This is a genomic window from Methanocella sp. MCL-LM, assembly GCF_049676595.1.
GTDB lineage: Archaea > Halobacteriota > Methanocellia > Methanocellales > Methanocellaceae > Methanocella_A.
Genome location: NZ_CP187259.1, coordinates 1,678,642 through 1,701,215 on the forward strand (window position 1 = coordinate 1,678,642; position 22,574 = coordinate 1,701,215).

The 22,574-nt window shown below is 53.7% G+C and carries 23 protein-coding genes; 15 read left to right on the forward strand and 8 right to left on the reverse strand.

From position 1 onward, the window contains the following. Nucleotides 1-135 precede the first annotated feature (135 nt). A complete protein-coding gene (locus ACPLPM_RS08580; RefSeq protein ID WP_424359827.1) occupies nucleotides 136-942 on the forward strand; it encodes a class I SAM-dependent methyltransferase in 807 nt (268 codons plus the stop codon). 5 nt (nucleotides 943-947) lie between these two features. Here ACPLPM_RS08580 and ACPLPM_RS08585 read toward each other — a convergent pair whose 3' ends face one another. Continuing rightward, nucleotides 948-2,516, reverse strand: coding sequence for a GTPBP1 family GTP-binding protein (locus ACPLPM_RS08585; RefSeq protein WP_424359828.1), 1,569 nt, complete (start codon nucleotides 2,514-2,516; stop codon nucleotides 948-950). A gap of 164 nt (nucleotides 2,517-2,680) precedes the next feature. Between ACPLPM_RS08585 and ACPLPM_RS08590 the strand changes: the two genes are divergently transcribed. The 4 genes from ACPLPM_RS08590 (at nucleotide 2,681) to ACPLPM_RS08605 (ending at nucleotide 6,162) form a co-directional block, all read left to right on the forward strand. Beyond that, on the forward strand, nucleotides 2,681-4,063 hold the full coding sequence (locus ACPLPM_RS08590; RefSeq protein WP_424359829.1) for an MBL fold metallo-hydrolase: 1,383 nt from the start codon (nucleotides 2,681-2,683) through the stop codon (nucleotides 4,061-4,063). A gap of 174 nt (nucleotides 4,064-4,237) precedes the next feature. After that, entirely contained in the window at nucleotides 4,238-4,513 is a 276-nt protein-coding gene (locus ACPLPM_RS08595; protein ID WP_424359830.1) for a KGG domain-containing protein, read from the forward strand. 130 nt (nucleotides 4,514-4,643) lie between these two features. Then, entirely contained in the window at nucleotides 4,644-4,976 is a 333-nt protein-coding gene (locus ACPLPM_RS08600) for a hypothetical protein (protein WP_424359831.1), read from the forward strand. 109 nt (nucleotides 4,977-5,085) lie between these two features. Next, nucleotides 5,086-6,162, forward strand: coding sequence for an AI-2E family transporter (locus tag ACPLPM_RS08605; RefSeq protein ID WP_424359957.1), 1,077 nt, complete (start codon nucleotides 5,086-5,088; stop codon nucleotides 6,160-6,162). Between the two features lie 15 nt (nucleotides 6,163-6,177). Here ACPLPM_RS08605 and ACPLPM_RS08610 read toward each other — a convergent pair whose 3' ends face one another. The 4 genes from ACPLPM_RS08610 to ACPLPM_RS08625 all read right to left on the reverse strand — a co-directional run bounded on the left by ACPLPM_RS08610 (nucleotide 6,178) and on the right by ACPLPM_RS08625 (nucleotide 9,146). Continuing rightward, nucleotides 6,178-7,041, reverse strand: a complete 864-nt coding sequence (locus ACPLPM_RS08610; protein WP_424359832.1) for a hypothetical protein — start codon at nucleotides 7,039-7,041, stop codon at nucleotides 6,178-6,180. A gap of 156 nt (nucleotides 7,042-7,197) precedes the next feature. Beyond that, complete coding sequence (locus tag ACPLPM_RS08615; protein ID WP_424359833.1) at nucleotides 7,198-7,800, reverse strand: CDP-alcohol phosphatidyltransferase family protein; 603 nt, start codon at nucleotides 7,798-7,800, stop codon at nucleotides 7,198-7,200. Nucleotides 7,801-7,811: 11 nt separating this feature from the next. Continuing rightward, a complete protein-coding gene (locus ACPLPM_RS08620; RefSeq protein WP_424359834.1) occupies nucleotides 7,812-8,384 on the reverse strand; it encodes a flavodoxin family protein in 573 nt (190 codons plus the stop codon). 102 nt (nucleotides 8,385-8,486) lie between these two features. Further along, nucleotides 8,487-9,146, reverse strand: coding sequence for a TetR/AcrR family transcriptional regulator (locus ACPLPM_RS08625; RefSeq protein WP_424359835.1), 660 nt, complete (start codon nucleotides 9,144-9,146; stop codon nucleotides 8,487-8,489). A 306-nt stretch (nucleotides 9,147-9,452) separates the two neighbouring features. Between ACPLPM_RS08625 and ACPLPM_RS08630 the strand changes: the two genes are divergently transcribed. Both ACPLPM_RS08630 and ACPLPM_RS08635 read left to right on the forward strand, forming a co-directional pair. Next, nucleotides 9,453-10,193: a DUF6544 family protein gene (locus tag ACPLPM_RS08630; RefSeq protein WP_424359836.1), complete on the forward strand. Its 741-nt coding sequence runs from the start codon at nucleotides 9,453-9,455 to the stop codon at nucleotides 10,191-10,193. Nucleotides 10,194-10,385: 192 nt separating this feature from the next. Beyond that, nucleotides 10,386-12,122 carry a histidine kinase N-terminal 7TM domain-containing protein gene (locus ACPLPM_RS08635; RefSeq protein WP_424359837.1) on the forward strand — a complete coding sequence of 579 codons (1,737 nt, stop codon included), beginning with the start codon at nucleotides 10,386-10,388 and terminating at the stop codon, nucleotides 12,120-12,122. Between the two features lie 7 nt (nucleotides 12,123-12,129). On the opposite strand, the gene ACPLPM_RS08640 is transcribed toward ACPLPM_RS08635, so the two are convergent. Continuing rightward, nucleotides 12,130-12,747 (reverse strand): ArsR/SmtB family transcription factor, encoded by a 618-nt coding sequence (locus tag ACPLPM_RS08640; protein ID WP_424359838.1) that lies wholly within the window; start codon nucleotides 12,745-12,747, stop codon nucleotides 12,130-12,132. A 70-nt stretch (nucleotides 12,748-12,817) separates the two neighbouring features. Between ACPLPM_RS08640 and ACPLPM_RS08645 the strand changes: the two genes are divergently transcribed. After that, nucleotides 12,818-13,102, forward strand: a complete 285-nt coding sequence (locus tag ACPLPM_RS08645) for a hypothetical protein (RefSeq protein WP_424359839.1) — start codon at nucleotides 12,818-12,820, stop codon at nucleotides 13,100-13,102. Between the two features lie 77 nt (nucleotides 13,103-13,179). Here the strand turns inward: ACPLPM_RS08645 and ACPLPM_RS08650 are convergent, their stop codons facing one another. Next, nucleotides 13,180-13,779, reverse strand: coding sequence for an ArsR/SmtB family transcription factor (locus ACPLPM_RS08650; protein WP_424359840.1), 600 nt, complete (start codon nucleotides 13,777-13,779; stop codon nucleotides 13,180-13,182). 184 nt (nucleotides 13,780-13,963) lie between these two features. Here ACPLPM_RS08650 and ACPLPM_RS08655 point away from each other — a divergent pair, with 184 nt between their 5' ends. The 6 genes from ACPLPM_RS08655 (at nucleotide 13,964) to ACPLPM_RS08680 (ending at nucleotide 20,270) form a co-directional block, all read left to right on the forward strand. After that, entirely contained in the window at nucleotides 13,964-14,350 is a 387-nt protein-coding gene (locus ACPLPM_RS08655; RefSeq protein ID WP_424359841.1) for a hypothetical protein, read from the forward strand. 156 nt (nucleotides 14,351-14,506) lie between these two features. Further along, the gene (locus ACPLPM_RS08660; RefSeq protein ID WP_424359842.1) at nucleotides 14,507-16,831 is read left to right on the forward strand and encodes a DNA polymerase domain-containing protein; all 2,325 of its coding nucleotides are present in this window, start codon (nucleotides 14,507-14,509) and stop codon (nucleotides 16,829-16,831) included. Next, nucleotides 16,819-17,043, forward strand: a complete 225-nt coding sequence (locus ACPLPM_RS08665; protein ID WP_424359843.1) for a hypothetical protein — start codon at nucleotides 16,819-16,821, stop codon at nucleotides 17,041-17,043. The genes ACPLPM_RS08660 and ACPLPM_RS08665 overlap by 13 nt, the downstream gene beginning before the upstream one ends. A gap of 158 nt (nucleotides 17,044-17,201) precedes the next feature. After that, a complete protein-coding gene (locus ACPLPM_RS08670; RefSeq protein WP_424359844.1) occupies nucleotides 17,202-17,375 on the forward strand; it encodes a hypothetical protein in 174 nt (57 codons plus the stop codon). 356 nt (nucleotides 17,376-17,731) lie between these two features. After that, nucleotides 17,732-19,240 carry an RNB domain-containing ribonuclease gene (locus ACPLPM_RS08675; RefSeq protein ID WP_424359845.1) on the forward strand — a complete coding sequence of 503 codons (1,509 nt, stop codon included), beginning with the start codon at nucleotides 17,732-17,734 and terminating at the stop codon, nucleotides 19,238-19,240. Between the two features lie 463 nt (nucleotides 19,241-19,703). Then, nucleotides 19,704-20,270, forward strand: coding sequence for a nitroreductase family protein (locus ACPLPM_RS08680; RefSeq protein ID WP_424359846.1), 567 nt, complete (start codon nucleotides 19,704-19,706; stop codon nucleotides 20,268-20,270). Nucleotides 20,271-20,867: 597 nt separating this feature from the next. Here ACPLPM_RS08680 and ACPLPM_RS08685 read toward each other — a convergent pair. Next, nucleotides 20,868-21,209: a hypothetical protein gene (locus tag ACPLPM_RS08685; RefSeq protein ID WP_424359847.1), complete on the reverse strand. Its 342-nt coding sequence runs from the start codon at nucleotides 21,207-21,209 to the stop codon at nucleotides 20,868-20,870. Between the two features lie 361 nt (nucleotides 21,210-21,570). Here ACPLPM_RS08685 and ACPLPM_RS08690 point away from each other — a divergent pair, with 361 nt between their 5' ends. After that, a complete protein-coding gene (locus ACPLPM_RS08690; RefSeq protein ID WP_424359848.1) occupies nucleotides 21,571-22,572 on the forward strand; it encodes a hypothetical protein in 1,002 nt (333 codons plus the stop codon). Nucleotides 22,573-22,574 lie beyond the last annotated feature (2 nt).

Sequence of the window (22,574 nt, forward strand, 5' to 3'; positions counted from 1 at the left end):
TCCGCGTGAAATCAGTATGTATCCAAATATCGATTACTGCATGTCTTATCGGAACAATCTTGTACATTGGAGTACACTTTTATACTACAAGCGCTGCAATATCATCTGAAATACTGATTCAGGGATGAGTCCACCATGACCAATAATGAGTACGTACACGGATACTCTGATCGAGAAAACTTTCGCCTGCATGATCAAGCTTGTACCCTCGAAGAGCTGCTGCACCACGACACCGTCTACCCGGCGGGCAGCAGGATACTGGAGGCAGGCTGCGGAGTAGGGGCCCAGACCGTGATCCTGGCAGCAAAAAGCCCCGGTGCCAGGATTACCTCGGTAGATCTCTCGCCTGTATCGATCGAACAGGCGAAGTCCCTGGCCGCCAGCAAGGGCATTACCAACGTAGAATTTATAACAGCCGACATCTTCGACCTGCCCTTCCCTGAAAACAGTTTTGATCACATCTTCCTGTGCTTCGTGCTGGAGCACCTCGATAAGCCCGATGAGGCCCTGTCTGCCCTGAAGCGGATGCTTAAGTCTGGCGGAACTCTGACCGCCATCGAGGGCGACCACGGGTCCGCCTACTTTCACCCTGCGAGCGAAGCCGCAAACAAAGCCATCCAGTGCCTGGTCAACCTGCAGCGGCAGGCCGGGGGCGACTCACTGATAGGCAGGCGACTGTATCCGGTTCTCAGGAGCGCCGGTTTCGGCCAGGTATCTGTATCCCCGAGGATGGTCTACGTAGATTTCAGCCGCCCGCAGCTCGTCGAAGGCTTCACGAAGAAGACCTTCACCGCCATGGTCGAAGGCGTGGGCGAACAGGCGATATCAGAAGGCATGATCGACAGGGCATCCTGGGAGAAAGGCATCGCAGACCTCTACCGCACCGCCGAAGCCGACGGCGTCTTCTGCTACACGTTCTTTAAGGCTGTTGCCAGAAAGTAGAAAAATTATAAAACTCTGCCAACGCCCTTGCTTTTGCCTTCGCGGAAGATGAACTTCTGCCCGGGCTCGACGACGTAGGGCCGGAACTTGAACCGCATCCGGGCTTTGCCGTGCTGGCCGGCCATCATGTACCCGGCGTCCAGGCCGACGACCTCGATGGCTTCACAGATGGTCTCGAGGTGGATGACTGGCTCGTACCCTATGCCGATTCTGGTCGGGTGGTTGAGGATCAGGATCTCGGCATCGAACTCCCGGGCGGCTTCCGGCTTGTTTTTAGCCAGCATCATGCCCCGGACGATCTCGTGGGGCCGAATGCCTTTGACGGCTACGCCGACGATATCTCCTGCCACGCCTTTATTAACCCTGTAGTGGTGCATCTCGATGGACTGCACCTTCACTTTAACGAATGCGCCTTCCTTGGTGGGGCCGAGGAACAGGGTCTCGTTGGGAACGACCTCGCCCTGCTTTATCGTACCGCTTAAGACTACCCCGACACCTTCCACCTGGTAGATGCGGTCGATGTACATCTGGAAAGGCTCCTTGGATAACAAGTTCCGCTTGGGCAGGCTGAAGATGAGCTGTTCCAGCAGGTCATAGCCCTCTCTGGTGACCGAGGAAGTATGCAGGATGGGTACGACGATGCCTTCAGGCGCCTTGTCCCGCACGATAAATACGTCATCAGGGGTCTTGACCCGGAAGGGGACTCTGCCTACGAGCTTTAACGAGTTGTGGATGCTGGCCTCAGTCTTCTTGATCTGCTCCGGGGTCGCCACATCGACCTTGGTGAGCGCAATGATCACGGGGAGGTCCATGGCCAGCAAAATGCCAAGGTGCTCTTTGGTGATATGGGTCACGCCATCATCTGAGGCTACGACAAGTAGCCCGTAGTCCAGCTTCTGCCCGACGATGCCCCGGATGGTCGTGCGCAGCCAGGGCTCATGGCCTACAGTATCCACGAACGAGATGATCTTGTCCGATTCTGCGACGACGTTGGCGCTCTCTTTCTTGTTCAGCGGGTTTTTCAGGTGGATGACACTGTCTCCCTTTCTGCCGTAAACTGCGTAAGAAAGATCTGCTGACAGGCCTCTGGATATCTCGTGGGGCAGCACATCGAGAAATATGCGGGTCCTGCCTGCTCCGTCGTCCGACTTTCCCGTGACCAGCGCGCCTACCAGCGTGCTCTTGCCGTGGTCGACGTGGCCCGCGGTGCCGATAAGGATGTGCTCTGAAGACTTTGGTGTGCTCTCCACTGTGATGAGGCCGACCAGGCCGCCATTGACCTGGTACTCTTCCCTGCCCGTGACCTTCGCTTCTATCTCCGCGGCGATGTTGTCCAGCACCAGTACAGTTTCGTCGAACTCCTCTCGGCTGATGCCCTTCATGTTGCCCGCGTCCGTCACCCCGATAACGTAAACAGCACTCCCGTTGCCCGCTATGACTCTGTGCTTCATCTGGCAGGCCAGCGTCTCCATGCGCCTGGAGTTCAGGTGAGTCTCCCGGTTCAGAAACTCCTTGAACTCGATGTTGTCTGTCTCTCCTGCTGAGATCAGGGCCTCCAGTTCGAGCTTGTTCATATTAAAAGTTGTTTAAATGTCCTGCCAATATAATCTTTGTGTATATAAATACAATAAAGACTCCGTGCCCGTAGCGATCACAGCAACATGTCATCGCATCTTCTGAAATGAGTACCGTTACCAATATTATATATAAAACATAATATTATTCTGGTGCCCATTGCATGATTATCCGTATACTGAAGGCAGAAGGCCTGGCTCATAACACGTATTTCCTCGCTTCCGGGGAAGAGGCAGTAGTCATCGATCCCCGGCGGGAGCCTGCAGACCTTCGGGAATGCCTCGACCTCGCCCGTGAAAGCGGGGCCGTTATTAGGTATATCTTCGAGACCCACCGGAACGAGGATTTTGTCCACGGTTCCCTCGAATTGCAGAAAGCGACGGGTGCTACAATTTACCATGGTGCTGGTCTGCCCTTCAAGTATGGCCAGCCATTGCAGGATGGCGACCGTATATCCTTTGGCAAGCTTAGTCTTCTGGCACTTGAGACGCCCGGCCACACCCCGGAAAGCCTGATCTACGTGCTCTACGATCAAAAATACCCTGACGAGCCCATAGCAGCCTTCACCGGAGATGCGCTTTTCGTCAACAGTACCGGCCGTATTGACCTGCCGGGCGAGGCTGAAAAGCAGGTGAACGCAGCGAAGCTGTACGATTCCATCCATAGTAAAATACTGTCGCTGGGAGATCAGGTGGTACTCTACCCTGCCCACGGTGCCGGCTCTGTCTGCGGGTCGGGCATGGGAGACCGGGACTGGAGCACGATCGGCTACGAGAAACGGACCAACCCTCACCTGAAGCTGAGCCGGGATGAGTTCATCACGTATAAGGTCAACGAAAAGTTCGTCCGGCCGCCGTATTTCCTGAAGATGGAAGACTACAACCTCAACGGCCCGCCATCTCTGGACTCCAGATCTTCTCCGATGCCTATGGGCGTGCAGGCCTTCGATGAAGCGCTCAGGCGGAAAAACGCAGAGGTAGTGGACATCCGTCTTCCTCAGGCCTTCGGCGGCGGGCATATCCCTGGCTCGTATAATATCTGGCTGGGGGGCATGGCGCTTTTCCCCGGGTGGATGTTCGACTACAAAACCGAACTACTGCTGGTACCTTATGAGGATGAAGATGCATGGACCGCAGATCGGTTCCTCTGCAGGATCGGGTTCGATAAAGTGCCAGGATACCTGTCGGGAGGCTTCGAGAAGTGGCAGAATGCGGCCATGCCTGTGGAGTTCACCGGTCAGCTGCCGGTGGATGCGCTCAAGCCTCTGATGGATACCAGCGACATAAAGCTCGTCGATGTGCGGGAGCCGCGGGAGTGGCAGAGCGGCGTAGTGCCCGGAGCTATCTTACGGTTCGTAGGGTACCTGAAAGCCGATCTGCCTGACGTGCCCCGGGACCGCCCTGTCGCAGTCATGTGCTCGGTCGGCCACAGGGGAAGCCTCGGCGCCAGCATCCTGCAGAAGGCCGGGTTTACTCAGGTTTACAATGTGCCTGGCGGGTTTACCGCATGGAGGGCCAAGGATTACCCGGTGAAGCCTGCCAGATAACCTGGTCTGCCTCTCGATAACCACGTTTCAGGATACGACTTGCCCCGACATCACCGCATCAGCGGTGCTGGGACGCCCTTTTAGGGTTTTCAAGTCCTTCTGTCCACCCCTGGCTGCCAATGACGTGAGGCGAGGTTATGGCGTTATGCTGACTACTGGCAGTTGGTGTAAATTATGGCCGAGAAGAAAGAGAAGAAGGGTGAAATGTCCGTTTCCGAGGCTGGTCACAAGGGCGGGGAAAAGACTGCGGCAACGCATGGAAAAGAGTTCTACCAGGAGATCGGTGAAAAAGGCGGCCACAAGGGCGGAGAGAGAACTGCAGAGACTCATGGCCACGAATTCTACCAGGAGATCGGGCACAAGGGCGGCATGAAAGGCGGCCAAAAGGGCGGCCAGCGCGTCAAGGAGCTTATCGAAGAGGGCAAGGAAGCGGAATCCAAAGAAAAGTAAGGCTTCGCCACAGTACTAGAATATTTGTTGCGGCCGGCGCGATATCCTACCGGCCGGATTCTTGCCAGAGTATTCCCTGTACGCAGCCTTCCATCTGGATTTATATACCAGCCGGTATATGGTAATAGCCATGAAGACGAAAGTGCTTACACACCAGGGGGTAAACGTATACCGGGTGAACGTGCGGGGCCAGATTTTCTATAAGAGCGATCTGGTCTACGGAGAAGCGGTCGTCGGCATGACCACAGACGAGGTGGTCAAAAAAATATCGAGCAAGCAGGCGGCAGGAGATACCCGGGTACATGTGTTGACTCACGAGGGCGTGAACATCTACCAGGTAACCGATGGCGGCCAGAAGTACTTCTTAAGCGATCCCGTCCTCGACGAGACCATCACGGCAGACGTCCTCGACGACGTCATCCTGCAGATTACCAGAAAGCACGCTATGGTCGGCGGATTCTAGCACGCTACTACCATACTTAATCTATGTTTTTTACTGTATATCTGTCCGACAGTGCTCAAATCATTAACTAATTAACTGATCAACAGCTACAGTGATCTGGTTGACCGATATGGCTACGTCTGAGAACCGAGGCGGGATAATATCTTACCTGTACGACCATAAGTGGCCGATTGCCGTAGCTTTCATAGTCTTGCTTATCGTTGCAACTGTGGCATTCTTCTTCAGGCCTTTGCTGGACGGCATCGTCTTCGGTACTTTCTTCGCCTACGTGACCCGGCCCATCAAGGACTTCCTTGGGAAATATACTAAACATGCGCCCCTGCTGGCGACTTTTTGCATCCTGATACCGGTCCTCGCCATCTTCTCGTTTGCTGCCGTCGAGCTCCGGAACCAGATATCCTGGCTGTCTCTCCACGGAGATGATGCTCTGGCCCAGATTAACGAGGCACTATTGTCTCTCAACGTGCCTGCGGAGCTGATCGCTCAGGTGAACAATGTGCTGATGAACCTCTCGCAATATGCCTTTGCGTTTGCAGCGACGATACCTCTCCGGGACACCTTCACTTCAATTCTGCTCCTGGGCACCAACGCGCTGGTATCCATCTTTGTCTGTTACTACCTGCTGAAGGACGGCCATAAAGTCGTTGGCACGATAATGGGCCTGACCCCGGCCAAATTTCAGCCTGCTGTCAGCTTCTTTACTGTTGAGGCTGACCGTATTCTCTTCGGCATCTACATCGGCACCTTCTATACGGCGCTCTTCATCGCCATAATGTCTGCCGTGTTGTTTTTCCTGTTCGGCGTCCCGTACCTGGCGCTGTGTACAGCTTTCGTCTTCGTCGCAGCGATGGTTCCGATCCTGTCAGGAATGATGGTATTCATACCGGTCGCAGCTTACCTGTACATCTACCGGAGCCCGGTAGTGGGTATCCTTTTCTTCCTGTCAGCCATTGTATTCGTCTATCTCCCACCGGACTTCATAATCAGGCCTTACCTGATCAACCGGGCGTCCAATATTCACCCGTTGCTGATCATCATGTCTTTCATCGGTGGCGGGCTGGCAGGAGGTATATCCGGCTTCTTTGCCGCCCCTCTGGCAGTTGGACTGCTGGTGGCAGTTTACCGTACCTACCTGAAATACGGCGAGAGCGTCGGCGAGACCGTCGCTCCCGCAAAAAACGCATAATCTATAAGTGAGCTTCTAGGGCGACGCCCGCCGCCCAGTTATGGCCGCAATTATTCTCTCGCAGATAAATGCGCCTGTGGTTACAGCAATAATGTCGACCGCTGCCCTGGCGATCAGGTCAATGTACGAGAAGGTCCCCATCTCCCAGATCTTCAGCTCGAACGGAATCGGCATGAACAGGTTGTTGAGGAACAGGTTAATCCCGAAGATGATCACTCCGAAAAACGCCGCCTGTGCCAGCGGGGATGTCCCGGCGATGCCCGCCTTGAGCATCAGGTACATGACTGCGATCCACAGCCCGAAGACGAACGTCCAGAGGATCGTGTCGAAGAGCCTGGTATCGACCGAGGAGTAGATCCCCAGGACATAGTAGCTTACTACTCTCCCTACGAGGAATACTACCGGGATTACGACTAATGCCAGCAGTTCCGGCGAGATCCGCAGGCTCACGGGCTTCTTAGAGTCCGTCGCAACGAATGCGCCCAGCAGTAATCCCAGCGATGCGAGGGTTACTCCGTCAACGACCGGGTAGTACAGAACTTCTGGTAGCTGCCACGTGCCGTGGGGTAATGGCTCCAGCAGCGCAATGAACCACAGCATGCCGAACGCAACGCTGAACGTGAGGCCTTTTACCAGCCTGGTTCCAGGCAGCCTGTCCTGGATCAGGACGAATACTATGGCCAGTAATCCCAGCATCACGACGCCGTATATCACGAAGGCCACGGGGACGAGTCCCATCTCTACGAATGCGCTGGGCGGGAACGGGCTGCTCTCTCCCTCGGGGATCAGGGGCTGCAGCATCGTGCGGAAGATAGTTATTATCAGTACTATGAGGCCGACTTTCAGCCATTGTTTTTTTGTCGTGTTTTCGAAGACCATATTTGTCACCAGATCATTGACTGCTATCTACCACCAGATGCCGCAGACGGGCATCCGGCATTATTGTTGACGTATGCACAGGTAACATATTACCTGTTGCTATTTAAGCCTTTCGAACAGGTAAGATATTACCTATTCTTTGTAATGGCTAAAGAATTATCCAGTAAGCTTGATATCTACAACCGGCGTCTCTTGCATCTTATTCGCTTTTATGGCCGAAGCGAGCGCCTGGGCCGAGGAGACGATGCAGAAGAAGCCTGCCACAGCGAACAGCACCGTATTGAAGGGGGCCGGGGCAAGTAAGCCTGCTACCAGGAGCGCCAGTCTCTCCGGCCGGCCGAACATGGCGGCGTTCGAGTTCAGGCCTTTCCTGTGGTTGTAAACCCTCGTAGCCAGAAGCGCCAGTGAGCCGGCGACAACTGCGAAGGCTGAAGCCGGAACACCGCCTATCACTGCCCCGGCTACGAACAACAGCTCCGAACAACGATCGGAGAAGCTGTCGAAATACTTGCCAAACTCCGTGCACCTGCCGGTACAACGGGCCAGCGAGCCGTCTAAAGCATCGAGGAATGCCCCGGTTAAAAAGATGGCAATGCCTGCGTGCAGGTGGCCGGACATGGCTACAATCCCTCCGGCAGCAGAAAGGGCCAGCCCTGCTGCAGTCACCATGTTAGGTGTCACCCCCGCTTCCAGGAGGGCCTGGCTGGCGGAGCGCAAGAGTGCATCTTTCTGCGGCTTATACCTGTACAGCAGGCTCATCTAATCCCTCTCTACTGCAGGAGCACGGTCACGAAGGTAGCGCACTTCTTATCAGTGTCGTCAGTCTGGATAAGCTTCATGGCTACCTTGATACCCTGCGGAATATTCTCTGATGGCCCTGCCACAAACTGCACCATGTAGGCCAGGTCATCGCTCTCCGGCTCTACGCTGCCGGTCGCAAAGATGCCGATCCTGACATCCGCAGAGGGTTTCAAGTTTTCGAGGTAGGTCTTCGCCGAGCCGGACAGATTGCCCGCATAGGTCGGCCCGCCCACGACGATGACATCGTAGCCCGAAACATCTGCAGCGGTCGCACTCTTGACGCCTGCAAGATCGACTACGTAGCCTTCCGCTTGCAGTTCCCGGGCCACTATGCCTGCAGCGGCCTTCGCAGTTCCGGTTACGCCGGGGTCGTATACGACCAGGGCTTTCCCGGCTACATCTCCGATCGGGGTCAGCTTTTCAGTACCAGTGGCCGTGTTACTCATGACATCGAACATGATGAAGGCCATGGCGGCAACGCCGGCAAGGACTACAACCATTACGATCACAATTGCGATCACAGCAATTTTCCATATTTTCATCGTTTATACCTCCCGCTTAAACCGGCCGCTACAGTATCGCCGGCAGAGATCCGGCTTCCGGTAGTAAAAGCTACGCGTAGCTACCGTTATCCTGAAGTTGATCTAATTTCTCCTGGCCTGCTCCAGGTTTTCTATTGACTGCAACATCATGTCTACCGTACGCTCGTAGAGCTCGTCCTGGTTCAGCCCGTAGTTTTCCATGTACATTTTAGTCACGGGCGAGATCGCCAGGGCGTTGTTCGACATGGACAGCATAACCAGGGTTGTTGCAACCGGGTCGATGTCGTTTCTGACGGATCCGTCCTTGATGCCTTCGCGGACGGCTTCCACTACCATCCGGAAGCTACCTATCCTGATTCTCCTGAGCTCTTCCAGGTCGGGAGAATTCTGGTAGTCGAACATTCCGCTGTGATAGTAGGCCATATAGTACCCAGTATATTTTTTATAGAACTCGTGGTAAGTCGTAGCCACGTATCTGATCTTTTCGATACCGGTCAGGTCCTTGTGGTTCAGCTCCTGAAACATCTCCCGGACGATATTCGAAGCCCGGATGGCAATCGCCGCGTATATGTCCTCCTTGTTTTTAAAAGACAGGTACAGCGTGGCCCTTGCCATCTCCAGCTCCCTCGCTATGTCCTCCATCTTGACGTTCTCGTAGCCTCTGGAGAAGAACAGTTTCTCGGCTGCATCTACGATTTCGTTGCGCCTCATCTCTCTTTCCTTCTCCTTCCTTCTGGCCTTGGACATTATGAGTAGCTCCATGTCGATGACATTATAGTGTCACTACGTTATTATTATGACACGATGTCACAATTACATACAGTGTGGCATAAGTACATAAGCGTTTGCATTAATATGGCAATTGCACTTTATTTTGAGCAGTTTTTCAAATAAAGATACATAAGTGTATCCAATAGCGATACTTTCTCATGGGGCGCCGGACCATCGCATCAATGCCGTGCAGTATGGCGATTATCTAAGCTATAATAAGGCTTAAGTACCTGTGATTATCATTACGTTATTGTACTGACGCTATGTCATAATAATGACATATCGATTTACAGGCGCGTGGCTAAAGGCTGCTGGTGCAGCGCACTGCGATTCCGTCTGCATCTGCGGCACCTGCCTGAACCCGTGCAGAAATACCTCCGGTACGCAGGGGTAGTTGGCAAAGAGAAGGTACTAAACATGAGGCTCGCCTTCGGGGGAGCGATGAAGCCGAACCCGGAGGGGACATGGGCAGTGATTACGGCCTTCCAGTACAGCTTCTTCGATGACAGGCCTACCCGGCTGTTTTTCATGAAGATGAGCATGTTCGGCGTCCCGATCATCGGCTTACATTCGTACACGACGGATATGGCCAACATGCTTATTAAGGCGCTGGGGCTGGTAAAGATCGTGGACGTCCGGGGAGTGGAGATGCGGATCAGCGATACGACCACCTTTTTCAACGACATGTGTATCATGGCTCCGGCGACGCTGATCGACCCGAAGATTCAGTGGGAGCCGATCGACTCGCTCACCGTCAAAGCCACGTACGAGATCTACAATACCAGAGTATCTGCCAGGCTGTACTTCAAGGAGGACGGCGAGCTGATCAACTTCATCTCGGACGACCGATACATGATCTCCGACGAGAAGTCTGCGAGAAAGGGCACCTGGGCTACTCCGGTGAAAGAATACAAAGATTTCCATGGCATCAGGCTGTCTTCCGGCGCCGAAGCGATCTGGCAGTTCCCTGAGGGAGACTACTGCTATGGTAAGTTTACCTTAGAGGCCGTAGAGTATAACTGTAAGAGTTTTAAATGACAGGGCATTGAGGTCTGCTTTCGGCGGAGCCTGAGGGCAGGCCCTTGCCTGTAATCTCGGGTTACCAGTCTCTAATTACTGTTTTGGCTCAAAAAATACATAAGAGCGCGTACGATACGATTAACATGATTTAGCCTGACCGGTTGCCATGCAAATCCGGGCAGACTTATAGCTTAACGATCGGAGGACGCGATGATTCATCTGTCTAACTATGCCCTGGCCTGCAGTATTGCCATGGTGCTTCTGGGTATCCTGGCATGGTATGTATGGACCAGACGCAAGGCTCCCGGTGGCCTGTACTTCTCCTTGATGCTGGCCGCCCTCTCACAGTGGGCGCTCATGAATGTCCTGGAGACGCTGGTCGTCGATCTCCCCGCCAAAGTGCTCTGCTCTAAGCTCTCCTACCTTGGCATCTTAAGCACCGCACCGCTCTGGTTTCTCTTCGCGCTCGACTACAGCCGCCGGCAAACCTGGCTAAAATCAAAGTTCCTGGGCACGATCTGGATACTTCCGGCAATCTCGCTGCTGCTGGTGCTGACCAACGACTGGCACGGGCTGATCTGGCCGGGCATATCGACGATACAGACGCCGGAGGGACTCGTAGTCATCTACGATCACGGCATCGGCGTGGTGATCAATTCCGTTTACTCGTACACGCTGGTCATTGCCGGATCGGCGCTGATCCTGTGGACAGCGATCAGGCAGAAAGACAAAAATTACCTCCAGAAGCTGGTGCTGGTGCTGGGGGCAATCATGCCGCTGCTGGGCAGCATGAGCTACAACCTCGGCCTCAGCCCGTTCAGGTACCAGGACATCACTCCCGTTATCATTACTGTTTCCGGGCTTATCTTCGCCTGGGCTTCCTTCAGCACGCGCATGTTCGACCTGGTGCCCGCGGCCCGGGAGGTGCTTATCGGGAGCATGGCCGACGGAGTAGTCGTGATAGACCAGGACGGCACGATAGCCGATATCAACGCCGCCGCCATCCGGATGACAGATATCCGAAAGCCGGTGATCGGACTTTCTGCGGAATCGGTCTTTGAGGCCTGGCCGGAGCTTACCGATCTATGCCATGGCGAGAAAGACGTCTCATCAGAGATCAGGCTCGACTCCGCCGAGGGTAAGCCGTCCATCTGGGTTAACGCCCGGGCATCGGTGCTCTACGACGATAAGGGCGAATATCATGGCCATGTCATCGCGCTCTGGGACATCACCGGCCGGAAGAACGATGAAGACGCCATCCGCCGGACTAATGAGTCACTTAAGGCAGAGGTGGCAGAGCGGAGAAAAGCCGAGGTCAGGCTGACTGCCTCCCTGCGGGAAAAAGAGCTGCTGCTCAAGGAGATCCACCACCGGGTCAAGAACAACCTGCAGATCCTTTCTAGCCTGCTGAGCCTGCAGGGTACGGGAAGCACTGTCGAAGACGCCAGTAATTCTCTTAAAGAAAGCCAGAACCGCATCAAGTCCATGGCGCTGATCCACGAGAAGCTCTACCGGTCCGCCGACCTTGCCCGGATCGACTTTAAGGAATACGTCGAAAGCCTGATCGTCTCGCTATCCCGCTCGTATGTCCTGAACCCCAAAGTTCGTATCCTCGTGGATATGGAAGACGTATCGCTTGACCTCGACACAGCGATCACCTGCGGGCTGATCATCAACGAGCTGATCACCAACAGCCTGAAATACGCCTTTCCCGGCGATGCTGCCGGGGAAATCAGGGTTTCGATGTCCCGCGAAGCCACTAATTACCGACTGACTGTGGGCGACACTGGCATCGGCCTGCCCGCGGGCATGGACTTCAGAAACTCGCCTTCGCTGGGCCTGCAGCTTGTCGTCACCCTGACCGAGCAGCTTACCGGGGAAATCGAGCTCCTGGAAGGCCGCGGGACTGCTTACCGGATTACTTTTGAGAGGGCCTCTGCCCTGTAACAGCCTGTCATTCGTAGCGCATGAACAGCTTTTCGAACTCGCTGTAAAGCCGGGCAAGCTCCGGGTCGTCCTTCGACTTTAGCCCCAGGATTAAATTAAAGGCTACATCCGTGACGAACCCGTTGCCCTCCACGTTCTCCAGCCCGGATTTCTGCAGCTCGATCAGCAGACTTTTCATTCTTTTGTCGTACCTCCGCAGTAGCTCGACGGCGTCTTCCTTTTTGTCTGCGGGCAACTGGTAGCCCAGAAACTCGATCGCTATCAGGATCTCTTCAAGGCTCTCCGGAGTCGGATAGGCCGCCGGGCCATTCTGCCTGTTAAAGGCCGGCCTTTCCAGCACAATCTGCTTTGCCGCAGAGCGATAGTACTTTTTGACAACGCCCCCTTTGATCTCTTCCCTGACCTGCTTCACCAGCCCGTGCCGCTCCAGCTCTTTTAAGTGATAGTGGACTGATCCCGGGTTCATGTCAAGCGATCTTGCGATGTCCGAGATCGATCGCTCGCCGTCCGTGACAAGGTTCAGGATCAGGCTGTGCTTCCGGCTGAACAGAAGCCTCATATCTGCGGCTTTATCGATGACCAGAATATCCTTAAGCTTGCCTTCGGGATCACTTTTCGCTGGCATAATTCAGTATTCACGCTATAATATATATGGCATTTCTCGCCTGTTCATCCAACCGTCGGGCTGCGCCGGAGTGCTTAAACTTTCGACCGTCCCCAACTTTGAGCAGACGGCCTCGCTCAGCCAGTTCGAGAAATCGTTCGCCACCAGCAGCGACGCCGAATCGGCCAGCGTAGCTTTCCCGACAACGACGACGGACTCAGTCTTCGGGAGCTCGTTCCCGACCATAACGCAGACAGCCGACCAAAACCAGATGCTGAGCAGCATCAAGAGCCTGAGCCAGCAGGAAACCCAGCGCTTCTCGTATCCTTTCCTGAGCCTCGGCTACTCTCAGATACCGTCCATGGGCTTCCTCTGAGCCTGAGTTCCAGGCCATCCCGGGGAAGGCCTCTTTCTTTTTTACATACCCCGCAACGGCGGGCCCGTGGGGTCCGGTCAGACACGCTTAAACAGCTTCCGGAACTGGCCATATATCTCGTCAAACTCCGGGTCTTCCACTACCGTGGCGTGGATCACCAGCTGGTATGAAGGATTTACTGCAGGCAATCCTGAGCCTGCCTTATCCAGTACCCCGGACTGGAGCCCTTTCACTGTCTCCCTGAGCAGCTGATCGTACCTGAGCAGCAGCTTTCTCGCGTCTTCCCTGCTTTCAGCGGACACATAATACCCCATGTGCTCGAACACTTTGACCAGTTCCTCGCTGGCCAGATCCTCAGAGATCGGCTGCCTGTGCAACGGGTCTTCAAACTCCGGGCCCGCCAGTACTATACGTTTGGCTACTGCCCGGTAGTACTTTTTCACCACTCCGCCTTTGATCTCCTGGCGCACCTGCCTGACGAGGCCTTGCTTTTCCAGGTCTTTGAGGTAGTAATGCACGGATCCCGGGTTCAGATCCAGCGCCCTGGCTATCTCAGAGATCGAAAGCTCTCTGTCTGTGATCTGCTTCAGGATAACGCCGGGCTTTTCGCTAAACGCGAGCCGGATTGCCCGGGGATTTTCAACGACCAGCAGCTCCTGGATCGCATCTTCTGGCATCTTCTTATCACCCGTCAAAAGATACTCTGGAGTACAGGCATTTAAAGTATTATAAATGTTTTATATAATTTAACGCTTTAACGCGTGTGAAATATCCCGGATAATTCTCGATCAGGCCCTCATAATGGTGCTAATATCTTAGTGCCCACCGGCTGTATCCAGTAATATTGAGGAGGGTAGAATTATGAAGAAGATTATAGTATATGGAATTCTGTTTGTACTGGCATTAGCTATCGTGATGCCGGCAGGCGCGAACCTTGTTGGAACTGCTTTCGGGTACCCGACGATCGTGCAGAGCGGCACGACCACAGCGTTCAACCGGGATACCGCCGCTGCGACGGACAACGAGGCCTTCGCCCTATCGTTCGCCAACACCGGCACCGCATTGCTTGACGGCTGTCCGACCACAGGTGGCTTCACGCTGGGCTTCCCGACGATCGCTCAGACTGTGGCCCAGACCCAGGTGCTGACGCACTGCGACTTCGCCCAGACTCAGGAAGAGGCTGCGTTCTCGTACCCGTACGTAGGTGTCGGCGGCGTCTCGATTCCGGGCTTCGGCTTCGGGTTCTGAGGCCAGAGTAACTCCGTATAGCACCTCAGCTACGCCTCGGGGATGGTGAGAGGACTAATTCTCTCCATCCTCACCTTTTTGTCATCAATATTTTCGCCTCGCTTAATCTTCGCGCTTATCTATCCCCCGGCCAGATTTACTCTACGGAGGTATCACATGCGCACGACTGGCATACTTGTAGATCTATGGCACAGGCCATCGACCGACGGCATTCCGGGCGTCTATCTGCTCTGGCTGCGGACAGCGGACGGAGTCATATGCGTCGAGGACCGGGAGTTCCACCCATCCTTCTCGGCCATTCCGTCTTCCCATGCCCGGCTGGTGGAGCAGGCTATGGCTCAGCACGAGAACATCGCCCGGACCGAGATGTCCTGCCGGTACCCGTCGATCTATGCGGCCGACAAAGCTCCTGTGATAAGGGCCTTCATGCTGGACGAGCGCCGGGCGGAGGAGACCATGCGGGAAATCCGGGCTCGTGCTCCCGCCGAGGTCCGGTTTGCCGAGTGGAAGCTGCTGCCGGAGCTGCAATGGTACTACCTCCGCCGGATACCGCCGCACTCGTCCGTTTCGATCGAGGCTGAGGGCGGTGTACTGCAGAGCATCGACTACCTGGGCCCCGCCGATTCCGAAGCGCTGAAGGTGCTGGCGATCTACCCCGCCTTCACCACCAAAGTGCCGGCGAACTGCCGCATCCAGTCGATCACCCTGCGCTACGGCCGGGAAGAAGCGGCCATCTCGGGCAGGGAAGAGGATGTGCTGGCCGAGATGCAGCGGCGGCTCGACGGTTACGATCCTGACGCGCTCGCCATCTTCGACGCCGACTGGGAGGCGCTGCCTTTGCTGGGGCTGCGGGCGCAGGATAACAATATGCGGCTGCGTCTGGGCCGGTTATCCGGGGGGACGAAGCTCTACCCTCCCCGGGGAGCGGTGCGCCACTGGCAGGCAAAACAGGTCCGGGCGCCGGGACGCATCCTGCTTGATCTATGGAAAGACGCTCGGACAGATGCCGACCTCAAGCGCACCGGACTGGACCTGGACGACGTTTACGGTGCCGAATTCCACGAAAGCAGAAAGAGCCCGGCGTCAATGGTCTACGACCTGGCGAGAGAAAGGCTGCCCATGCTCATGTCGTGGTGCCACCGGTGCCTGATGCCGCTGGACTCCGTCTGCAGAGAGAAGCACGGCTTCATGAACGCATCCTCCGTCAATTCCACGCTGATCGAGTCTACTGTGATACCCGACGAGCCCGAGTACCCTGAGGGCTTCAAAACGCCCCTTACAGAGCAACTGAAAGAGAACGGCGGACTGGTAATCACGCCGGAAGCCGGGCTGCACGAGAACGTGGCTATCGTGGATTTTTCCTCGCTGTTCCCCCGCATCTTCGTCAAGCATAATATTAGTCCTGAGACCATCAACTGCCGCCATCCCGAGTGCAGGGAAAAAGGCGATCGTGTACCTTTCCTCGACTTTCACATCTGCCAGAAGCGCAAGGGCGTCTACCCGGAGGTGTTCGGCAAAGTCCTTGCAGAGCGGGACGCGGTGAAGACAAAACTGAAAGGCCTGGATCCAGCCTCGGAAGAGTACCGGAAGCTGGAGATGCTCTACAAATCCTTGAAAATGCAGCTGGTCAGCCCGTACGGGTACATGCAGTTCGCGCTGAACAATTTCCGCAGCGTTGACGGCAACCGCTCGATTCCGGCGTACGGCCGGCACTACCTGCTCAAAGCCAGAGATATCGCCGAGGATGAGGGCTTCAACGTGATCTATGCCGACACCGACTCGCTCTTCATCCAGGGCGGCAACAAGGAATCATATGCAGCGTTCTGCAGCCGCATCAGCGCCGACTTCGGCCTTGAGCTGAAGCTCGAGCACGTCTGCCGGTGGGTGCTTTTCCTGCCGGAGCACCCCGGGGGCAAAAAAGGGCTGAAAAAGAAGTACTTCGCCAGCGTGGGCGGAGAAGTCCTCGTCCGGGGCCTCGAGGTGCGCCGGCAGGACCGGGCGGCGATCACGAAAAAGGTACAGGAGCACGTGCTGGAGATGCTGGCCTCCGCTAACAATACTGTAGAATTCCAGGCCATGATCCCGAAAATCGCCGCATATGTCCGGGGGGAAGTCGCCCGCATACAGGCTGGCGCCGTTACACCGGAAGAGCTGGCCATCGTTCGCAAGCTGTCTCATCGCCCTGAGGAGTACAAGGCAGCGCCTCACCACGCAGTCGCAGCGGAGGCGCTGTCCGCTAAAGGCCACTCCGTAAGAGTCGGGGGCAAAGTAGAGTACATCGTTACCGGCACCAGCAGAGCCATACCACTGGCCCTGGCAGGCGCCAGCGTGCAGTACGACGTGGCATCTTACGTCGAGAACACCGTGCACCCGATCTACATGCTCCTCAGAGAGTTCGGGCTGAAGTACGAGGATCTGTTGCCCGGCCCTAAACAGATGGGGCTCGACGCATTCATGGAGGCAAACACATGCCCGGTCTAAACCTGATGAAAGTACACAAGCGCTGGGATGGTTATCGCCAGACTCTGGACAAAAAACGGCGGGAAGTATTTGACTATATCTTCTTTGAGCTTGCCGGGCGGAGAGAAGAGACGCTGGTGAACCATCCTGACCAGAGTGAGGCGGCTATCATGAACGCCATGATCGAGATGGAGCTGAGACTGAGGGTGCTGGAGGCGGAGGCGAAGAAGTGAGCGTTCGAGGATTGACCACAAGGGCATATAGTCCTTACTGAAACTTTTTGGATAGGTGTCAGATCAAATCCTGGGGTCTATGGCCCTTGTATCTCCTCATGTGAACGTACACGATCGCTGCGCTGTGCCAGGATCACAGATTCTGCAGATGGCACAGATTGACTCGGCTCAGGATAATAGATTTTTCGAGTCAAGCAGATGAAAAACTCCTGGAGGTCAGGGAGGTCCCGGGAGGCCGGGGAGGATTTTCAAGCTGGGAGGTCAGGGAGGGTCAGAGGTCAGAGAGGAGGATAGGGAGTGTGGAAAGGTTAGAGAGGATAATTTTTAAATAAATACTCTCGAACCTCCTGGTGCCTCACATAACCTCCCTCTCAGACCTCATGACCTCCCTGACCTCCCAGCTTGAACGTATCCTCCCCGAACTCCCTGCACCTTCCAGACCTCCTCCTCGACCTCTCAGCACCTCCCGGGCCCACAATTTTTCATGGAATCCGCGGAATCTGTGATCCTGGCACAGCGCAGCGATCGTTTGCGAATCGCCTCGAGAACGCCTGCATTCGCAGGCGTTCAAAAGGCGAACAACCATGGACTGACTACTAACTCACAACTATTTCACCTTGTAACGCATAGTTATCCCTTGATGTTGAGATGATGGCGAATACTGACGACAGAAAACACCGCTCCGATTTTGCAGAGAATTGCCCGGCAGGCGATGCTGGAAAAAGGCCTGCTCCCCGAATTCTCTAAGAAGGCACTTGCGGAGCTGGACAGAATACACGCGCCAGCAACCATGACCGGAGCATCGATACGCGATCTCAGAGATCTTATCTGGTGCTCCATCGACAACGACGATTCGCTCGACCTGGACCAGCTGACGGTGGCCGATGCCATGCCCTCGGGAGCCGTGAAGATCCGAGTCGCCATCGCCGATGTGGACTCCCTTGTCAGGAAGGGGTCGGCAATTGACGATCACGCCCAGCAGAACACCACCTCTGTCTACACCGCCGCAGAAATTTTCCCGATGCTGCCCACGAAGCTCTCCAACGATCTTACTTCCCTCAATTACGAATCGGACCGCCTGGCAGTCGTCGCCGAAATGGTTTTCGCCCCGGACGGATCGCTTCAGGGCTCGGACGTTTACCGGGCGCTGGTGCGTAATCATGCTAAGCTTGCTTATAACAGCCTGGCCGCCTGGTTTGAGGGGACCGGGCCGATGCCGCAGGGGATGGATGCTGTCGCCGGCCTTGCCGAGAACCTCCGGCTCCAGGACCGCGTGGCTCAGGTCTTAAAGACCAACCGGTACAAGCAGGGCTCGCTCGAGCTCGAGACGATCAAGGCGCACCCGGTCTTTGACAGCGATACGCTCAAAGAGCTGGAAAAGGACGAGGGAAACCGGGCCAAAGATCTGATCGCAGAGTTCATGATCGCCGCCAACGGCGTGACCACCCGGTATCTCACGGCCAGAAAGTTTCCGACACTGCAGCGCGTGGTCCGCACGCCTAAACGCTGGAACCGGATCGTCGAGATTGCGGCTGAGATGGGCTACAGGCTGCCCCGGAAGCCCGACTCGGAAGCCCTGGAACTGTTCCTGGCCTCGGCCAAAACCGCCGACCCCATTCGCTTCCCCGATCTTTCGCTCAGCGTCATCAAGCTGCTGGGCTCCGGGGAATACGTCGTCCAGCTGCCGGGAGAAAGTCGGATCGGGCACTTTGGCCTCGCCGTCAAGGACTATAATCACTCTACCGCTCCGAACCGCCGGTATCCGGATTTGATCACCCAGCGGCTACTGAAAGCAGCAATTGCGGGAGAGCCTTCACCGTATAATGTCGGGGAACTGGATGAGCTCGCGAAGCATTGCACGGAACAGGAGGACGACGCCAACAAGATCGAGCGGCAGGTGGGAAAATCTGCAGCCGCCCTGCTGCTGGAATCGAGGATCGGCGAGCAGTTCGATGCCGTCGTCACCGGCGCCACCGATCACGGGACGTGGGTCCGCATCTTCAATCCCCCGGTCGAAGGAAAGCTGGAGCAAGGCTACGAAGGCGTGGACGTCGGCGACCTGGTACGCGTGCAGCTGATAGGCACGGACGTGGAGCGCGGGTTTATCGACTTCAAGAGAGTGAAGACCGGAAAACTGCAGGGGCATCGGGGCTACTCGAAGTTGGAGAATTTCCAGAAAATCGGTGTGGAGAAATAGTGTATAGTTCGCGCTGGAGGTCCCTCCCTGACCTCTTTACCTCCAGACCTCCTTTTTTAACTTTCCTCCTTAACCTCCATGTACCTCTTTAACCTACCTCCTTTCCTCCAGTACCTCTATCTCCTCAGGATTTTTCAGGCTGCACCGGACCAGTGAAACCACCAGGTGCCGAGGAAAAGGAGGTTCCGGAGGTCACGAGGTGGGTAAAGGAGGTACATGGAGGTCAGGGAGGGTTTTAAAATAAGGAGGTCAGGAGGTAAAGAGGTCAGGGAGGAAATTGCCAGAATATAGTGATCCGCCCATGGACACTATGGTAGAACTCGTAAACATAGTAAATATTGGATGACTATGGGCAGAGCTATCTGGTAGTAGTGATAAAACTATTACTGTCTGATGACGATGATATTGCCCTGGTGATAGCCTCAGAGAACGATCTGCCCATTGTCGCCCGAGAGATGATTCCATGATTACCAACGAGACTTTGAAGATCATAAAACAGCGCAGGAGCATCCGGAGCTATAAAGACGAGCAGATCAAGGATGAAGAGCTGCAGACGATACTGGAAGCCGGATTGTACGCTCCGCACGCCGGGGACCAGGCCTGGCATTTCACGGTAGTCCAGAACCGGGAACTGCTGAGCAGGCTGAACCTCGCGGCCAAAGAAGTGGCCAGGCAAATGGAAATGGAGCATTTCAAGCAGCTGGGGAGCGACGAGAAGTTCGACTGCCTGTACGGCGCGCCGACGCTGATAATAGTCTCTGGCAACGAGCAGTACCCTGTACCCCTCGATGCGGACTGTGCTGCGGCTATGGAAAATATGCTGATTGCTGCGGAGTCTGTGGGGCTGGGGTCGTGCTGGATCTATTTCGTCCTGATGGCGTTCTATTCTCCGCAGGGTGCTGAACTGCGGAAAGAGCTGAAGATACCGGAAGGCTACAGGCCCTATGATTCGGCTGTGTTCGGGTACAAGAAGGGGCCGGCTCCTGAAGCACCGGAAAGGAAGCCCAATCTCATTACATATATCAGATAATTGCGCTATGATAATTTTCACTATGGCGGTACGACAGGTAATACGATAAATTATTCGTAATGGTAGTGCGTTTTTACAGCGATTGATTCTGTCATGAAAATGGGTTTTTCAAGTAGCGGAAATGAAAAATTGGGGGTGGGAGAGTTCCCGGGAGGTCGGGGAGGACTTTCATGCTGGGAGGTTAGAGAGGGTCAGAGGTCAGAGAGGAGGATAGAGAGAATGGAAAGGTCAGAGAGGATAACTATATAATAGGGTTAATCCTCTCCTGCCTCCGGGTACTCTACTACATTCTCTCAGACCTCCCAACCTCTCCGACCACCCATCATGAAAGTCCTCTCGGAACTCCCGGGGACTCCTCGACCTCCGCTCTCCGACCTCTCAGTACATCCCCGACCCACAATTTTTCATCGAATACATAATCAGCAGATGTCGATATTCCTATCGTGCGTCATAGGTACGTAACCCTAGTAAAACGCCTACGGCAAACGCCGGTCTGTCGTCGAAAACGACCATTAATATAATTTATGATCGTGTTATATCCAGCAGCCCGGCCTTTGAGGAATGGTGTGATAGTCGCCGTACGTTATCATCTGGGGATTATCGTTTGAGCCGTTTATTGATCTGCTTCACGAGTTCTCTGCAGCCTTCTGGGTCTCTTGCAACCAAAGCTTCGGCGAATGCTGCCGCATTGAAGTCAAACCTGTCCATCACGTGGTCTACAAGCGCATCATCGTCATGGTACTCGTCGAATAAAATTTCGCTCAGGTCTTCGAGGATGTTGCTGTCTGGGTCTATCCCCCGTACAAAGGTATGGATCGGCCAGCCGCATTCTTCACAGTCTGATGCCCAGCTTCGTAACTCATCGTCTCCGATGCCAGGTTCGTATATGTGCCAATGGCGGTTTTCTCCGTCATCGTAAAAATAGAGTATATCTGTCATTTTTATATCCTCTTCTTCATATAATGCGGTTGGTATTTAAATACTTTAGCTCTATACGCTGAAAGTAATTAGAATAAATATTATTAGAGCAAAAAGTATCATAACATGTCCTTGCTAGGTAAGCATAAATAGAGTAAGTTTACGATACATCTCATATTATAAAATTACTTTTAGTGCAATAGCTTAAAGCTTAAGCCTATGTATGGGTATCTACAATTAATTAAGAAGGTAGATCTGATTGTATTATCCATAAGTATAATGTCATATTTCCTATCGTTTATATATTGCCCCACGATAGATTATTAAGAAAAAGGATATTATTATTTCGTAGCCAGTCTGAAAATAAAAAAAGGTGTTATTAGTGGGAGAACTCGATTCTCAGAGGGATTATTATCTATTATATCTTACAATACTGTTTGGTCTATTGACTGTAGCATCAGCAGGGGTTCCATTAGCACTGGATTCAGATTCGGCAATAAAGGTTGGAGTGGGATATTTTATTCTACTTGTGGGGCTTGCCCCTCTCCCGTTTGTACTGTATAAAATGTTGGTAGTCTTCTTAAAGCCTTTTCTTAACGACAGTAAGCAGGCAATTAAGCTGGAATTTCTTGCATTTTTGGGCTATTTCGTAATCAATTTTATTAATAATCTATTTGGACATAACCAGGATGCTGTTGGATTTACCATGATATTGATTTATGGTTTATATTCGGCCTTTATATTTATACTAGTGGCAGCAATGCAAAAAGTGCTAATGGACAAGGGCGTGGAAACAAGTATCAGTATAATATATAATACGTATAAAGAATTCTCAAAAACACTTCTCTATAAAGATTTAGTTTATGTGTATCTATTTCCATTGGGTTATTATCTTTTTTCATTTGCAGTATTTTTAACTCTTCCTTATATGCTATTCGGGCCTTGGATAGCAATTGTGATATCTTTTTGTTTTACAATAATCTTGGCATTAGACGGGTCTACTACTAGGTGGAGAAAAAACAGAAATGAAATAGATACACTAAGCCTTATTGATTCAATAAAGAAGAATTTTATCCCGATTTATCTATTACCGATATTACTCTACGTTGTATCTGTTGGGATTCTCTTTACTTTAATAGTAGTATTGTTGTACTTATCAGGGATAAAGTTACCAGAGGCAAATATAAACGATAGAATGAGCATAGTAATAGGTTTATTATTTCTTTTAATAGTGGTGTCAATACCATATATTATATCTGTGAAAGCTGCAATTTACCTTCTAAAAAGAAACAATAAAGGACTCTCGCATGTCCCTGTCCCAGTAAAACCAGTTTTCTATATTACAAATATTACTAACATTTTGAATAATGATAAAAAGAAATAATT

Excerpts from the sequence above, each read along its gene's own strand:
- ACPLPM_RS08580 (WP_424359827.1), top strand. The coding sequence starts at position 136 with ATGACCAATAATGAGTACGTACACGGATACTCTGATCGAGAAAACTTT.
- ACPLPM_RS08585 (WP_424359828.1), bottom strand. The coding sequence starts at position 2,516 with ATGAACAAGCTCGAACTGGAGGCCCTGATCTCAGCAGGAGAGACAGAC.
- ACPLPM_RS08590 (WP_424359829.1), top strand. The coding sequence starts at position 2,681 with ATGATTATCCGTATACTGAAGGCAGAAGGCCTGGCTCATAACACGTAT.
- ACPLPM_RS08595 (WP_424359830.1), top strand. The coding sequence starts at position 4,238 with ATGGCCGAGAAGAAAGAGAAGAAGGGTGAAATGTCCGTTTCCGAGGCT.
- ACPLPM_RS08600 (WP_424359831.1), top strand. The coding sequence starts at position 4,644 with ATGAAGACGAAAGTGCTTACACACCAGGGGGTAAACGTATACCGGGTG.
- ACPLPM_RS08605 (WP_424359957.1), top strand. The coding sequence starts at position 5,086 with ATGGCTACGTCTGAGAACCGAGGCGGGATAATATCTTACCTGTACGAC.
- ACPLPM_RS08610 (WP_424359832.1), bottom strand. The coding sequence starts at position 7,041 with ATGGTCTTCGAAAACACGACAAAAAAACAATGGCTGAAAGTCGGCCTC.
- ACPLPM_RS08615 (WP_424359833.1), bottom strand. The coding sequence starts at position 7,800 with ATGAGCCTGCTGTACAGGTATAAGCCGCAGAAAGATGCACTCTTGCGC.
- ACPLPM_RS08620 (WP_424359834.1), bottom strand. The coding sequence starts at position 8,384 with ATGAAAATATGGAAAATTGCTGTGATCGCAATTGTGATCGTAATGGTT.
- ACPLPM_RS08625 (WP_424359835.1), bottom strand. The coding sequence starts at position 9,146 with ATGGAGCTACTCATAATGTCCAAGGCCAGAAGGAAGGAGAAGGAAAGA.
- ACPLPM_RS08635 (WP_424359837.1), top strand. The coding sequence starts at position 10,386 with ATGATTCATCTGTCTAACTATGCCCTGGCCTGCAGTATTGCCATGGTG.
- ACPLPM_RS08640 (WP_424359838.1), bottom strand. The coding sequence starts at position 12,747 with ATGCCAGCGAAAAGTGATCCCGAAGGCAAGCTTAAGGATATTCTGGTC.
- ACPLPM_RS08650 (WP_424359840.1), bottom strand. The coding sequence starts at position 13,779 with ATGCCAGAAGATGCGATCCAGGAGCTGCTGGTCGTTGAAAATCCCCGG.
- ACPLPM_RS08655 (WP_424359841.1), top strand. The coding sequence starts at position 13,964 with ATGAAGAAGATTATAGTATATGGAATTCTGTTTGTACTGGCATTAGCT.
- ACPLPM_RS08660 (WP_424359842.1), top strand. The coding sequence starts at position 14,507 with ATGCGCACGACTGGCATACTTGTAGATCTATGGCACAGGCCATCGACC.
- ACPLPM_RS08665 (WP_424359843.1), top strand. The coding sequence starts at position 16,819 with ATGCCCGGTCTAAACCTGATGAAAGTACACAAGCGCTGGGATGGTTAT.
- ACPLPM_RS08680 (WP_424359846.1), top strand. The coding sequence starts at position 19,704 with ATGATTACCAACGAGACTTTGAAGATCATAAAACAGCGCAGGAGCATC.
- ACPLPM_RS08685 (WP_424359847.1), bottom strand. The coding sequence starts at position 21,209 with ATGACAGATATACTCTATTTTTACGATGACGGAGAAAACCGCCATTGG.